At 54.3% G+C, this 13,646-nt stretch carries 9 protein-coding genes and 2 pseudogenes; 9 read left to right on the top strand and 2 right to left on the bottom strand.

From position 1 onward, the window contains the following. The 4 genes from PV433_RS03965 to PV433_RS03950 all read left to right on the top strand — a co-directional run bounded on the left by PV433_RS03965 (position 1) and on the right by PV433_RS03950 (position 3,028). Positions 1-357 carry a PH domain-containing protein gene (locus tag PV433_RS03965; protein ID WP_332070902.1) on the top strand — a complete coding sequence of 119 codons (357 nt, stop codon included), beginning with the start codon at positions 1-3 and terminating at the stop codon, positions 355-357. Positions 358-584: 227 nt separating this feature from the next. Further along, on the top strand, positions 585-1,829 hold the full coding sequence (locus PV433_RS03960; RefSeq protein ID WP_332070901.1) for a sensor histidine kinase: 1,245 nt from the start codon (positions 585-587) through the stop codon (positions 1,827-1,829). Positions 1,830-1,899: 70 nt separating this feature from the next. Then, positions 1,900-2,355 (top strand): DinB family protein, encoded by a 456-nt coding sequence (locus PV433_RS03955; protein WP_332070900.1) that lies wholly within the window; start codon positions 1,900-1,902, stop codon positions 2,353-2,355. Between the two features lie 124 nt (positions 2,356-2,479). Then, positions 2,480-3,028 (top strand): AraC family transcriptional regulator, encoded by a 549-nt coding sequence (locus tag PV433_RS03950; protein WP_332070899.1) that lies wholly within the window; start codon positions 2,480-2,482, stop codon positions 3,026-3,028. Positions 3,029-3,256: 228 nt separating this feature from the next. Here PV433_RS03950 and PV433_RS03945 read toward each other — a convergent pair whose 3' ends face one another. Both PV433_RS03945 and PV433_RS03940 read right to left on the bottom strand, forming a co-directional pair. Further along, positions 3,257-4,891: a right-handed parallel beta-helix repeat-containing protein gene (locus tag PV433_RS03945; protein WP_332070898.1), complete on the bottom strand. Its 1,635-nt coding sequence runs from the start codon at positions 4,889-4,891 to the stop codon at positions 3,257-3,259. 33 nt (positions 4,892-4,924) lie between these two features. Then, complete coding sequence (locus tag PV433_RS03940) at positions 4,925-6,259, bottom strand: ABC transporter substrate-binding protein (protein ID WP_332070897.1); 1,335 nt, start codon at positions 6,257-6,259, stop codon at positions 4,925-4,927. Between the two features lie 207 nt (positions 6,260-6,466). Between PV433_RS03940 and PV433_RS03935 the strand changes: the two genes are divergently transcribed. From PV433_RS03935 to PV433_RS03915, 5 genes and pseudogenes are all read left to right on the top strand, one after another. After that, positions 6,467-9,379, top strand: a complete 2,913-nt coding sequence (locus tag PV433_RS03935) for a TIM-barrel domain-containing protein (RefSeq protein WP_332070896.1) — start codon at positions 6,467-6,469, stop codon at positions 9,377-9,379. A 189-nt stretch (positions 9,380-9,568) separates the two neighbouring features. Then, a complete protein-coding gene (locus PV433_RS03930) occupies positions 9,569-10,516 on the top strand; it encodes a Gfo/Idh/MocA family protein (protein WP_332070895.1) in 948 nt (315 codons plus the stop codon). Then, positions 10,513-11,601, top strand: coding sequence for a Gfo/Idh/MocA family protein (locus PV433_RS03925; protein WP_332070894.1), 1,089 nt, complete (start codon positions 10,513-10,515; stop codon positions 11,599-11,601). Before PV433_RS03930 ends, PV433_RS03925 begins: the two co-directional genes overlap by 4 nt. Positions 11,602-11,827: 226 nt before the next feature. After that, a pseudogene (locus PV433_RS03920) lies at positions 11,828-11,983 on the top strand (NUDIX hydrolase); the annotation flags it as partial. 676 nt (positions 11,984-12,659) lie between these two features. Then, positions 12,660-13,393, top strand: a pseudogene (locus tag PV433_RS03915) (NAD(P)/FAD-dependent oxidoreductase); the annotation flags it as partial. Positions 13,394-13,646: the final 253 nt, after the last annotated feature.

Here is a 13,646-nt window from a genome sequence, read left to right as displayed (position 1 = left end):
ATGAGTATTCAAGCTGCATTGGGTGATTTTGCTCTTATTTTGAATTTTTCAGGCTGGGCAGCCATCGCTAACTTGAGAAACAAAATTGAAATTCCGTACACATCGATTGATAAAATGCAGGCGGGTGCTTTTGAGTTTCCCTTAACTGCGATAAAAAGAACCGGCATTTCTGCTTTAACTTATAAAAGCGGGGTTTTCGTCATTAATGGAAAGAAACATTTGATATCTTACCGTGATGCCAGTAAAGTAGTCATTCTTGATTTGAAAGAGCATGAATTTAACAAAATCGTTATTGAAAGCGAAGCTCCCGAACAATTCGTAAACCATTTGCTGCAACGCAGTTCTTGTGAACGATAGAATATACACATCATCACCCCCTTCGACGAATTCGAATACCGTCCGTTTTGTTCTACCCTATGAATAGTCCTTTCCACCCGATTGCATCATCCAAAATATCAAAGCGGTTCCATTGAATCTGCAACCTCCCGGCCGCCTCTGCAAAATTCCCAGCCCTCCCGGGAATGGGACCCTTGCGGTCGGGAATGGACCGTCGGTATGATGGATGAAGTCGAGGTGATGAACAAATGACCTTATACGATATCGGAATCAAAGGGAAGGGGAATTTGGAGCAGAAACTGCTTACCACAGCCGCAGAGGATCGGACGGATCGGCTCGCGCATGCTGCTCTAATCGCTGTGCTGTTGCTGCCTCCGGTGCTCGGAGTGCCTGTCCTGGATGGAAACGTGGTCACGGTATATGCCGGATTCGCCTTCTTGTTATGGTCGCTGCAAGCGATTCACGCCGATAACGATCTTCAGCCGACTGACCACAGGCGCCCGATCGTGTGGCTGGCGATCGCTTGCACAGCGTATCTGCTCGGCCCGACGGGACTTTTTGATCCGTATCGGATCGTAAGTCTCGCGTCTGAAGCATTAAGCTTACATTCCCAACTATCTGATCGTTTGCCGTACGTCGGGTTTGTTAACATATCCGTATCCGTGTGCGGATTGGCGGCGATCTCGATCCGGATGCGTCTGCTTCGCCAGGAAGCGAAACGAAGTGCGGCGGAGCTGCACCTGAAAAATCAAGAGCTAGCGCAATTGCGGCACAGCCTGGAACAGACGGTGGAGCTGCGGGTGGCCGCGCTGGAGAAAGCGAGCCGCTCATTGGCCTCGTCGTTTCGCGAGAAGGCGGAGACGCTTGCAGAAGTGGCGGTGCTGGAAGAGCGCAACCGAATCGCGTATGAAATCCATGACACGGTCGGGTACACGCTAACCTCGGCGATCGTCCAACTGGAAGCGGCGAAGAAGATTGCGGAACAACAAGACCGCGTTCCGTGGGATAAGCTGGAGTTGCTAAGCGGGCTTATGCGGAAAGGGATGGAAGATGTCGGCAGGGCGGTCAAGCTGATCCGCTCGGATGATGCGGAGACGATGACACTGGAGGCGGCGCTCCGCGAGCTGATTCAATATACGGAAGATACGATGGAAATCGCCATCGAAACCGATATTTCATTGTCCTCGAATACGAAGCCGGGCAGGTTGACGGAGCAGGTATTGTATCATGCGCTGCAGGAAGGATTGACCAATGGCGCACGCCATGGCAAGTGTAATCGCGTTCGATTCTCGCTGCGCTCGTCCAACGGGATGCTGATGTTTCGGCTGGTCAGCGATGGAGAGCCTTACGGCTCGGCCGTTCCCGGCTTCGGGCTGTCGTCCATGATCGAACGGGTGCAGCTGCTGGGCGGAAGAGTGGATATCCGATCCTCCGCCGATGCCGAAGGCGAACCGGTCGGTTGTGAGTTGTCGATCGACCTGCCGCTGCTATAAATTTCTATCGCTATGAGCATAGGATAATAGCAAATTCCAATAATCGATGAGACGGAGAGGGAGGATCGAAATGAAAACGATCAAGTGTATGATGGACCACCTGTACTGGGCGAACTTACGCATCCTGGATGCGCTCGAGGAGAGTGAGACGAAGAACAAGGACCTTCTGAAGCTGGTTCGGCATGTTGCGGTCGCGGAGCGAGTCTGGTTGTCCCGATTGCAGGGCAAGGGCAACGCGCCATATTCGTTGTGGGAGGAAGCGGAAGATCTGGCGGCGATCCGGACGATGTTCGAAGATAACGCCGAGTTATATCGAGTCTATATCGAAGGACTCGAGGAGTCCGCGTTGGACGAGATGATCGACTATGCGAACCAGAGCGGGGTTCCGTTCCGGACGTCTGTCCGGGACATCCTGTCACAGGTCCTCTTGCACGGGCAATATCACCGGGGACAGATCAACCGGGCACTTCGGAACGAATCGGCAGAGCCTGCCCAAATCGATTACATCACGTTCGCGAGGATCTAACGGGGCTTACACGAATGCGAGAGATCCATACAAACTCGAAGGCAGCCGTCAAAACGATCGGCTGTTTTTGCTCAGCTATACCGGCTGCTTGTTGATACGTTTCGGAGAAGGGGATTCCGTGAGCATGGAGATCAGCATTTCCAATACGAGCCATACGCTGCAGGTTGTCGGCTGCCAATTCGGGGTGAAGTCGGCGGACTGGTCGTATCCCCAGGCATCATCATCATTTATTCGAGCTGTGTTACTGCTGGGAAGGCGTAGGGGAACTGACAGTGGGCGAAGAGTCTCCCGCAGACTCGGCTTTGCCACCGTCAGCCATTTCTCCAGACAATTCAAAAGATGGACCGGTTCCTCCCCCAATCAGTTTCGTCCCCGCCCGCCGCTTATGCGGAGCTTGAACCTCATTGCCTTTGGATCGAGGACGATTTCCGGTTTCACAATCATCGCCCGCTGCTGTGGGGAGGCTGCTTTTGCGATGCGCATTTGGCGGATTTTGCCTCTCGTGCCGGCTATGAATTGGGATGCAGCGACTTATCCGGTGTTCTCCGCAGGGGCATCGGAGGTTGGGCCTCAACCGCAGGTGATCTTCTGGACGATACCGAAGCATGCCAAACATCGGGAAGCGGCGTTTCTGGCCGCTACTCGTAGATTCACCTGTCAAGCAGCTGAATGATATAAAAAAGATATACAAGAGCCGCCGAGGAATTCGACGGCTTTTTGTTTGGTGGAGACGTATGTACCGCGATTGGAAACCAGTGTGCCAGCTGGTAACGTGACGTAAGTCGTTAGTTCGATAGATTCATCACGAAAACAAATCCCGACCGATAGAGTGATTACGATCGGGGAACGCTGCTTCGATGGAACTGAATATTGTATTATAAATGCGAATGTTTCATGAAGGTTAGCTGATCTGCTTCCAGTCTGTCGAAGATGTGGAGCCGGCCGCCATGTACAGGTTGCCCGATACGATCGCCTGTTGCCCGGCGTAAAGCGGCGTACCCGTAATGTCGTCGGTGAAATTGACGGTGTCCGGCAAATTGCCGATCAGTATGTTCGCTTCCCGGCTGACGTCCATCAAGGTCGCCCGGTTGCCGATAATCGTATTGTTGGAGCTTCCGTCCGCCGTCAGGCAACGCAGCAAACCGGAAGTAACCTGCTCCTGCCCGATATTGCTCGAGATTATATTATTATTGCAATTGATTAACTGAATGCCGTACGTGTCGATATCGCGGACATGGTTGCCGGTAATGACGCTGTGCGTTACGTATTGAAGCCGGATGCCCTCCCGAGTCTCGGACACGAAATTGTTCATGATTTTCAATCCGCTGACCGGGGCCGACAACGGACCGACGATCAAAATGCCGAACGAGCCGGAGCAATGGTGGAACGTGTTGCCGCACACCTCGGTGTCGACCCCGGCGGTCATGCGCACGCCCGCATATCCGCCGCCTTCCGTTGCGCAATGGATAAACGTATTATTCACAATCTTGATATTCCGCGGCAGATACCCGTCCTGGGCGTTCATCAGCACGCCGTCCCTTCGGCAATGTTCCGCCACGCATCCTTCCAGAATCGTGCCGTAGCCATTGTAGCCGAGGCTGTCCGGCGTCGCGCCGTTCCCTGTTATCGTAAATCCGATTAGGCAATCCTGAATATGGCAGTTACTGACGATATGCCGATGCCCTCTTGCTTTGATGCCCGAGCCCCCGGTTTGCTTGACGGTGACATGTTCGATCAGATTCCCTTTGCCCGACGATACGTAGACCCCATTGTCCCACATATTTTCAAAATAACAATCGCTGATATGATGGTTGGTTCCTTCAGCGCCGACAAGAATGCCGGAGCCCATATCTTTGCCGACAAGCCCGCGTACGCTATTGTTCGATCCGCCGCTGATATAGCAGCAGGAACAATAATTGGCGCCAGCCTTGCCGGCGTTCAAGAACCCGACGACGTAGCAGTCGGTCACATGGCATTCCTGACAGACCGACAGCAGGAACGGATATGTTTTGTCTTTCACAGAGCAGCCGGTGATGACGGCCTGGTTGCAGCGGTCCAACTGGATAAAGGCGTTGAACAAGCTGCTCGCGCCGGCAAAACCGGCGTATGTCTCCGCGCCATCGCACGACAAGCCGGTTACCGTAGAGCCGTGTGCATAGAGCAGCTTCAGCATGGGGATGCCGAATACGGACGCTTCCTTGATCACGGCCTTCCCGGTCGCGAACAGATGAATTTCTTTGTTGCTAACCGTAAGCTGAGAGGAAATCAGGTATGTCCCCATCGGGAAATAGACGGTGCCGCCGGTTGCGGTCGCGTTTAATGCACTCTGGATTGCCGACGTGTCGTCGGTCGTTCCGTCTCCGACGGCGCCGAAATCGGTCACGACGTTCCATTCCAGCGGCAGCGGATTGGCATGCGCGACGCGGGGGACGGGGGAGAACTGTCCGAGCAGCATGCCGGCCCCGGCCATACCCATGGATGCGACCAGCGTTCTCCTGCTCATCGTTTTCGTTTCGATAGGTTCGATGGGATTCATAAACTTCGCACTCCGTTTCGTTTTATAATTGGACTACTTTCCCGATTTGGCCGTTTGAATGCTTTGATTGGTGAATTCCGTTGCCTCGCGCAGCGCCGTGTTGATGTCTTTTTGTTTGAGCACATAATCGATCATCGCGTTGAGCAGCCCGGTCGTCCCGTACCCGTTGTAGGCGGTGAACGAAATCGAATCCGCGTATTTGGCAGGGACCAGCGCCTTCACATTTTTGCCTTTGTAAAGCGGCGAATCCTGGCTAAACGCCTGAAGGAACGCCGGGTTCTGTAGGACAGGCAGCATCATGCCTGCACGGGACTGCTGCATCTGGAAATCGTCCGATGTCAAATAAGCGATCGCTTCGAACGCCTCATCGGGATGGGGCGTCAAGGCCGTTATGCTGAACAAGGTCGGATACGCCTGGGGGCCGACGCCGTGAGCTTCCTTGAATGTTGGGATGGCGGCGATGTCCCAATTTAGCGCATTCGTGATTTCCGGCTGCTTGTGCAGGTTCGTCAGGGCGATCCACATGGCTGCGCGCTGTTCCTGGAAGAAGAAATTCCGCTGACGCCCGACATCGAGCGCTTTTAAATCGTTGTCGTAGCCCGGCAGCATAAAATTCCGGGAAATATTCGTGATGAACGACTTCCACGGGTCCGTTTGAAAGTTAGCCTTCTCGCTTGTCGGATCGATTAGCGGCAAAGAGAGCGAGTTCAGCGGATTCAACGTGCCGACCGGAGCGGTCAGGCCGAGATAATTCATACCGCTGTCCGTGCGCGTCAGCTTTTTGCTGATCTCGTACAGATCATCCCAAGTCATATCGTCCTTCGGGTAAGCGACTCCGAACTTGTCGAAGATGTCTTTATTGTAATAAATGGCCGAAGGGGGCACGTATACCGGCAGACTGTTCATACCGCCGTGCGCCAATGCTCTCGCTACGCTTACAAGTCCCGGGTTTAACCGATCCAGATCGTATTTGTACTTTTGGATGAGAGGCATAATATCGTACTGGAGCCGATGGTCCTCCAGCGTTCTAGTCGCCCCCGGCGAGCCGAAATAGATGTCGATCCGTTGGCCCGCCGCCAGCAGTTCGGGCAAACTCGTCCCTTTCCCGTATTGCATGAATACGGGCGTAATATGCGGAAATTTTTTCTTGATCGGCTCCCCGAATGTGTCCATGAACGTATCCGCGGTCCAGTCGTTGGCGGAAGGGTAATAAAAGACCAGTTCGACCGGCTCCTTCTTGTCCGCCTGGATAGCGGAATCGGGCGTCCGCGCACCGTTGTCGTCCGCCGAACCATTGTTTTGCGAGCATGCGCCAAGCACCATGGCTAGCGGCAACAGGATCAAAGCCATTGCTCCTTTCTTACGCATCGTTATGCCTCCTCTGATTTGGTTTGTTGCGTACAGCTTCAGTATAAGAGCGGTCCGGTCGGGATAACAGAGGAGGCTTATGCGCTTGTCATGTACTTAAATGACGATTTGTAAGCGCTTCATGTATTTTGATGATACCTGTCTGGTAGTATGATAAGATGCAGATAGGAAAAAAGAACATTCATTCGATTCTGGGGGACTGGTACGATGGATTGGTCGGATTCATCTCTGCAATTCGAACTGCCGGGCGGCAACTGGATGCACGTTGAAGTTCTGGCGGCAGGCACGTTTCGCGTGCGTCTGAACGATTCAACGTCGTTCGCAGAGCCGCCTTTGATCCGTTACGGCATATTGCGCGAGCCCGGCAGCGGGGGGAGATACGCGATCCGGCGTTTGAACGACTCGGTCGAGCTGGATACCGGTAAAGCCGTTCTGGCGGTCGATCTGCGGGACGGGAATTTGCTGTTGCGCGATGCAGTCGGGACGGAGCTTACCCATACCGCGGAGCCGCCCCGCTTCAGGCCGGAAGGCGGCTTCCAGCTACGTTTTGTTCTCGCCGCGGAGGAGAGCTTGTACGGTCTCGGGGATGTGACTCGGGAGCGGTTGCAGAAGCGCGGGACGACTTCGGACATGCGGGTAACCAATATTTCGGCATACGCGCCGATTCCGTTCGTGATGAGCAGCCGAGGCTGGGCGCTCCTGATGAATACGACGCGCAGACATACGTTTGATCTGGGGGCTGCCAAGAATGATGAACTGCTTGTCGAAGGACCGCAAGGGGAACTTGATTGTTATCTTTTTGCAGGCAGCGGATTCGGCGAATTGTTGGACAGCTATACGGAAATAGCCGGCAAACCGACACTGCTGCCGATCTGGGCATACGGCTTGACCTTTATTAGCCACGATACGCTTAACGCACGAGAGGTTGTCGACGACGCTCTCCGTTTTCGCCTGGAGGGCATTCCTTGCGATATGATCGGGCTGGCCGGGGGGTGGATGGAACGGAGCTACGATCATTCCACAGTTAAAGCGTGGCACCCGGAGCGGTTTTATACGCCCAAATCGGCGCTTACCGGACCGCATACGTTTATCGGCACGCTGCGAAGCCACGGCTTCAAGCTCAGTCTGCTGCTGTACTGCGACTACGATCTGAGCGCTCACGAAGAATTCGAGCTCCGCGAAGGCGGGCGTGTAGACGGGGAAGCGCCGGAGCCCTGGTACGCGCATTTGCGGCCGTTTGTCGATCAGGGGACGGCTTCTTTTAAATTAATCGGCAGCCGGCAGTTGCAAAATCACCCCAATCGGCAGTGGGCCAACGGTATGAGCGACGAGGAGATGCACAATTTGTACCCCGTGCTGCTCGCCAAGCAGATGTTTACCGGGTATTTGGAGCAGACGGGAAGACGCCCTATGATGTATACACTCGCCGGCTATACAGGCATTCAGCAATACGCAGCCACGTGGGCGGGACAATCGCGCAACGACAAGGAGGCGCTCGTCTCCATGCTCAATCACGGCATGAGCGGGCACGTCCATACGACCTGCGACATGTTTATTCATACGAAGGAAGGCATTCATTTCGGCTTTTTGCAGCCATGGTCGCAGATCAACAGCTGGGCGTATTTTCGCCACCCCGCTTTTCTGGAGGAAGGCGTGAGGAAATTATTCAAAACATACGCCCGGCTTCGCTACCGTCTGCTGCCCTACATCTATTCTGCGGCCCATGTAGCCGCGCGAACCGGAATGCCGATTTTACGGGCGATGCCGCTGCACTTTCCAGACGATCCCGCGTGCAGCGATTTGCTGCATCAATATATGCTGGGGCCGTCTCTGCTCGTCGGAGCTTATACCGATTGCGTATATTTGCCGGCCGGCCGCTGGTTCGACTATTGGACGGGAGAAGCGCACGAAGGGCCGAAGCGGATCGATTGCCAGCTGCCGGACGACGCTGGCGGGCCGTTGTTTGTCCGCGGGGGAGCGATTCTCCCGATGTGGCCGGATATAGACAATATCGGGCAGACGCCGGTTGAGCGCATCGCGCTTCATATTTATCCGAACGGGGGCAGCGAATTTGCGATGTATGAGGATGATGGCGTCACGTTCGGATACAAGGAGGGCGAGGTCGCTGTGACCGTCATGTATTGCGAGGAAACCGCCGAATCGGTGAAGGTGCGGATCGAACCGCGTGCCGGCCTGTATGCGGGTTTGCCTGCAAAACGTGACTACGAGCTGATCGTACACGTCCGGGACAAGCCGACCCGGCTTTCGCTGAACGGCGTCCGGCTTCCGATGCAGCCGAAGCGCTCAAAGCCGGATGCGGGCCGAAGTTGGAAATTCGACCGGCTGCGCGGAACCTTGCGACTTCTGATTGAAGACTGGGAGGTGGCCGAGGCGGAGCTTTGCGTGGAGGCGCTGATCCCGTCGGCTGCGCCCGCTGCGGCGGTCAGAAGAGCGATTACGCCGACAGCAAGGAAAGCCGTCTCCGCCGCGGAATTTGAGAAGCGGCTTGAGGCGGCGTGGAAAGCCGGCAGACATGCCGAGGCGTTGGACGCATTGCGGCAGTGGTGGGCAAGCCGGACCAAGCTAGCGGCTTCCGCCGAGGTTGAATGGCGTATGCATCTGCTCGAAGGCTGCCTGCTGCTCGCCCGCCAAGCTTCACAAAACGGCTGGCTGGCGGTCGAGGTGTTCGGCGAGGATTATGCGGCCATGTTCAATTTACAGTCGATCGCCACGAAAGAGCAGGGGATGGCGCTGCTGGAGACGTTGGCAGGCCACCTGGTACGTTACATGCACCGGTCGTCCGAGTCGGTAGTGCATCCGCTTATCCAAGAGGTCATACATATCCTGGAGCGCGAGCTTGATCGACAGCTGTCCTTAAACGAGGTGGCGGAGCGGCTGCACGTGCATCCGTCCCATCTGAGCCGGCTGTTCAAACGTGAGATCGGCCACCCCTTCTCGGAGTACGTCTGGAAACTGAAGATGGAACGCGGCAAAACGTTTCTGGAAAACGGGCTCAAGGTGTACGAAGCCGCTGCAAAAACTGGGTTCAAGGATGTCAGCTATTTTTCGCGTGTATTCCGGAAATATTGGGGGGTTCCGCCTGTGGAGCTGCGCAGGTGAGGGCGTCAAAGTCATCATAATCCGGTATACCTGCAAAAACCGGCATGAGAATCCATCAAACTGTCATCGGCGTCGCCTGTATCCCTGTTCCGCCGTTTGCTATTCTGTACGGGGCCGGGAAAAAAACCGGTAAGTGCGTGTCATACCGGTCGGCCTGAAACGGATAATTCCTAGCAAAGGGTGACGAATATGACGGCTCTGGAAAATCGGCAAAAGCTGAACATTGGCATGATTGGTCTCGATACGTCCCATGTATTGGCGTTTATGAAGCTGCTGCACGACAAGGAAGATCCATGGCATGTGCCCGGCGGCAAGGTCGTGGCGGCTTATCCTGGAGGTTCCCCCGATTTCCCTTCCAGCATAACCAAAATACCGGGCTATACGGCTACGTTGCGGGATGAATACGGCGTCCGCATCGTGGACAGCCCGGAGGAAGTGGCCGAGGCGAGCGACGCGGTGTTGCTTCATTCGGTCGACGGACGTGTTCATCTGTCGCAATTTCATCGTATTGCCGGCTACGGCAAGCCGGTTTTTATCGACAAGCCGTTTGCGGTCAGCTCAGCGGACGCTCGCGAAATGGTCCGTTTGGCAGAGGCGCATCGGGTTCCGCTGATGAGCGCTTCGTCGCTGCGCTATGTCAAGGCGCTGCAGGACGCGATCGAGGGTGGGGGCAAAAGCCCGATAATCGGGGCGGACGCGTGCGGGCCGATGGCGCTGGAGCCCACGCAGCCGGGCTTGTTTTGGTACGGCATTCATACCGTGGAGATGCTGTATGCGGTGATGGGGAAAGGCTGCGTGCAGGTGACGTCCGTCACCTCGAACGATCATGATGTCACTACGGGACTGTGGAGCGACGGTCGGATCGGCGTCATTCGCGGCAACCGCACAGGGAACGGCTCGTTTGGAGTGGCGATACATCGGGAAAAAGGCATCGAATGGGTTCACGCCCAGTCGGACCCGAAGCCGAAGTATGCCAGCCTGCTCGAAATCATCATGGAAATGTTCCGCACAGGCGCCTCGCCGCTTCCCGCCTCGGAAACGTTGGAGGTTATCCGCTTCATCGAAGCGGCCAACGAAAGCAGGAAAACCGGCCAAAGCGTGAATTTGGCAGTCGGCAGGGCGGGTGACGCACGATGAGTGGCTCCATTCTGAAGGTGGGAATCATTGGGCAGGGCCGAAGCGGCCGGAACATCCATGCCGAGACGATTCGTAAGCTGCCCGACAGGTTTGCGCTCGCCGCCGTCTCCGACGAGCTGGAGCTGCGTCGGCAAGCGGCTGAACGCGACTATGGCTGCGAGGCGTACGCCGATTACCGCGACATGATAAAGCGGGAAGATCTCGACCTGATCGTCAATGCGACGCCAAGCCATCTCCATGTTCCCGTCTCGCTGGAGCTGCTGGAGGCGGGCTTCAATGTGCTGTGCGAAAAACCGCTCGCCCGCCGGTCGGACGAGGTCGATGCCCTGATCGCGGCCCGCGACAGGGCGGGAACGCTGCTGACGATTTTCCAGCAATGGCGGTTCAACCCCCTGTTCCTGGAAATTCGCAAATGTCTGGAATCCGGCGTTTTGGGTCGTATCGTGCAAATCGGCCTGACAGTCAACCAGTTTTCACGCAGATGGGACTGGCAGACGCTCAAAGCGTACAACGGCGGCAATCTGATGAATACCGGCGCCCATTTTCTCGATCAAGCGCTTCAGTTTCTCGGAACCGACGACATGCCTTCCGTGCTGTGTCGGATGGACAACGCGAACAGCTTTGGCGATGCGGACGACTATTGCAAGCTGATCCTGACCGGCCCGCGACTGCCGACGATCGATCTGGAAATATCGAACTGCTGCGCTTACCCGAGTTCCAATTCTTACTTGATCCAGGGAACGAACGGCAGCCTGCGGGCGTCCTTAGCCGAAGTGGAATGGAAATACTTCAAACCCGAGGAAGCTCCCCGCCAAGAATTGCAGCAGACTCCGATGAGCGATGCGGACGGCAATCCGCTCTATTGCAAGGAGCAACTGAAGTGGTATGAAGGAGGCTGGAAAAAGGGGGAAGGGAGCCCCTATCCTGCACCGCAAATCGCTTTCTACGAGTCGTTGCACGCTTCCCTTACGGAGGGCAAGCCGCCTGCAGTCACGCCCGAGAGCGTTTGGCTGCAAATCCGGATCATGGAGGAGTGTTTCCGGCAAAATCCAATGTTTGCAATTGAACCGCAACATTCACTCTAGAAATATTTCCAATAGCAGCGTATATTACCTTATTGTTTCCAGGGAAGCTAGAATTGGCGGAGAACGACATCAGGATGAATATTAAAATCGAAGCTAACCTAACGGAATCCGATAACGGAATCAAGACACACGAAGGCAGCCGGCAATACGACGGTTGCCTTCGTTCACCTAATGGTGCAGCAACTTGGTCAGGCAAATATCCAGTTTAATCGGGAGGGGAATTTGTTTGATAAGAGTCGATGTGGCGAGTGCCTTGATCTTTGACGAAACTTTAGAAGGTGTTTTGATGGTACGGAATAAAAGGGGAAGTACCTTCGATTGGAGTTTGCCTGGAGGGGCGGTAGAACCTGGAGAAACCTTGGAACAAGCCGCTATTAGGGAAATAGCACCCCAGTATTAACTTTTTTCCACTTATTCTTTTCATGGAAATGTTTAAAGATCATATTTCGGTCTTACAGGCAGCTTCATTATCGGACTTGTTGGTTTCACTATAGAACGCGAAAGTGCTATTAGGTAACACTAATAACTATGTGGGGACATAGTTTTTTCTATGATCTGATTGAGAAACTTATCCAATCCATTTGTGGATTCAAATTACCCCTACCTGCTTCATACATGTGGGGGTTATTTTATGCTTACTTTTATAATTGATATTGATAATCATAATCAATTTAATTACTCTGTATACAGCGCTTTAGTGAAGGAGTGAACGGAGTTGTTTCAAGAAAGTAATGGAACCCTTTATTTTACACAAGGGACGGTTGAGATCGCTGCTCGATTGTGGGCGCGCTCTTCGATATCACTTATAGATGTACGTAATCAACTGGTTCACCCCGATAAACCGCTGCAAAAATACAGGCTGCCAACTAGTATGTTTATTTACACCCAGGGCGGAGCAGCGAGTGTTACACTCAATCATGATTCTTATCAGTCTGGGAGATTTGGGATTTTTCACGGGGGAAAGGGAGCCGAGCTATCGATTTATCCAATCGACACTGGCTTGGAAACTTATATGGTGCTATATAAAGCGGAGTCCACACCGTTCTACCGAAGGGACATTGCATCATACGCGGACAGTCTTGTTGGCCTTGGGGCGAGGCGTGTTGAAGATGGCGAAGCTGGAAATAGAGGGCGCTGGTCGCTATGAAGTCACCAATCTGCATTATACCGTGCAAGATCTGGAAGAGTTCCGCGACAAGCAAGTGCTGATTTCCGGAGGCGGAGACTCCGCAGTCGACTGGGCCAACGAACTGGAGCCGATTGCCGCCAGTGTAACGGTCGTTCATCGCCGTGAACAATTCGGAGGGCATGAGAGAAACGTACGGCGGATGAAGGAATCGTCGGTGCGCGTACATACGCCTTTCATAATGACGGAGCTGAAGGGCAACGAGAGTGGAGATGCGATCTCGGATGTATCGATTGCCCGTATTAACGAGGAGGGCCATACAACGGACGAGAAGATGAGGCTCGAGGTAGACGCTGTTATCGTCAACCACGGACTGCGCGGCGATTTTGGGCCGATCGTGGACTGGGGGCTGCAGATGGGCCCCTATAATATTACAGTCGACGAGAAGCTTTCGACCAATTTGCCGGGTATTTTCGTGGCTGGAGATTCGGCGAAATACCCAAGCAAGCTAACGCTCATTGCTGGCGCCTTCACAGATGCGGCGCTGGCAGTCAATAGCGCCAAACTGTATATGGAACCGGAAGCCCTATGGCGTACGTCTCCTCACATAACTCCAAGTTCAAGGAGAAAAACATGGCGCTGGGAGTTTCCGAGGAAGATGCTTGAGCCGTCTGCCGGGTTAGCTCAGGCGTAGCAAATCATGGCTCCTGCAATTGCTCGAGAAAGACGCAACACAACAGACTAAAACACCACGTGAACGACGTTGGTGTTTTTTTGTTGACCATCGTGAATCGCATCGAGCTGTAAACATGAAATTTTGAGGTTAGCCAGTTAGGACACCAAATGAGTGCAGTAACTGAGGCGAGGCAGTCCATTCGGAATCAAAATGCCCATATTGCATCGGCTTTCGGGGGGATCA

This window comes from Paenibacillus sp. GYB004, from assembly GCF_036577605.1.
Lineage (GTDB): Bacteria > Bacillota > Bacilli > Paenibacillales > NBRC-103111 > Paenibacillus_AB > Paenibacillus_AB oceani.
This window is presented reverse-complemented; position numbering and strand designations above follow the sequence as displayed.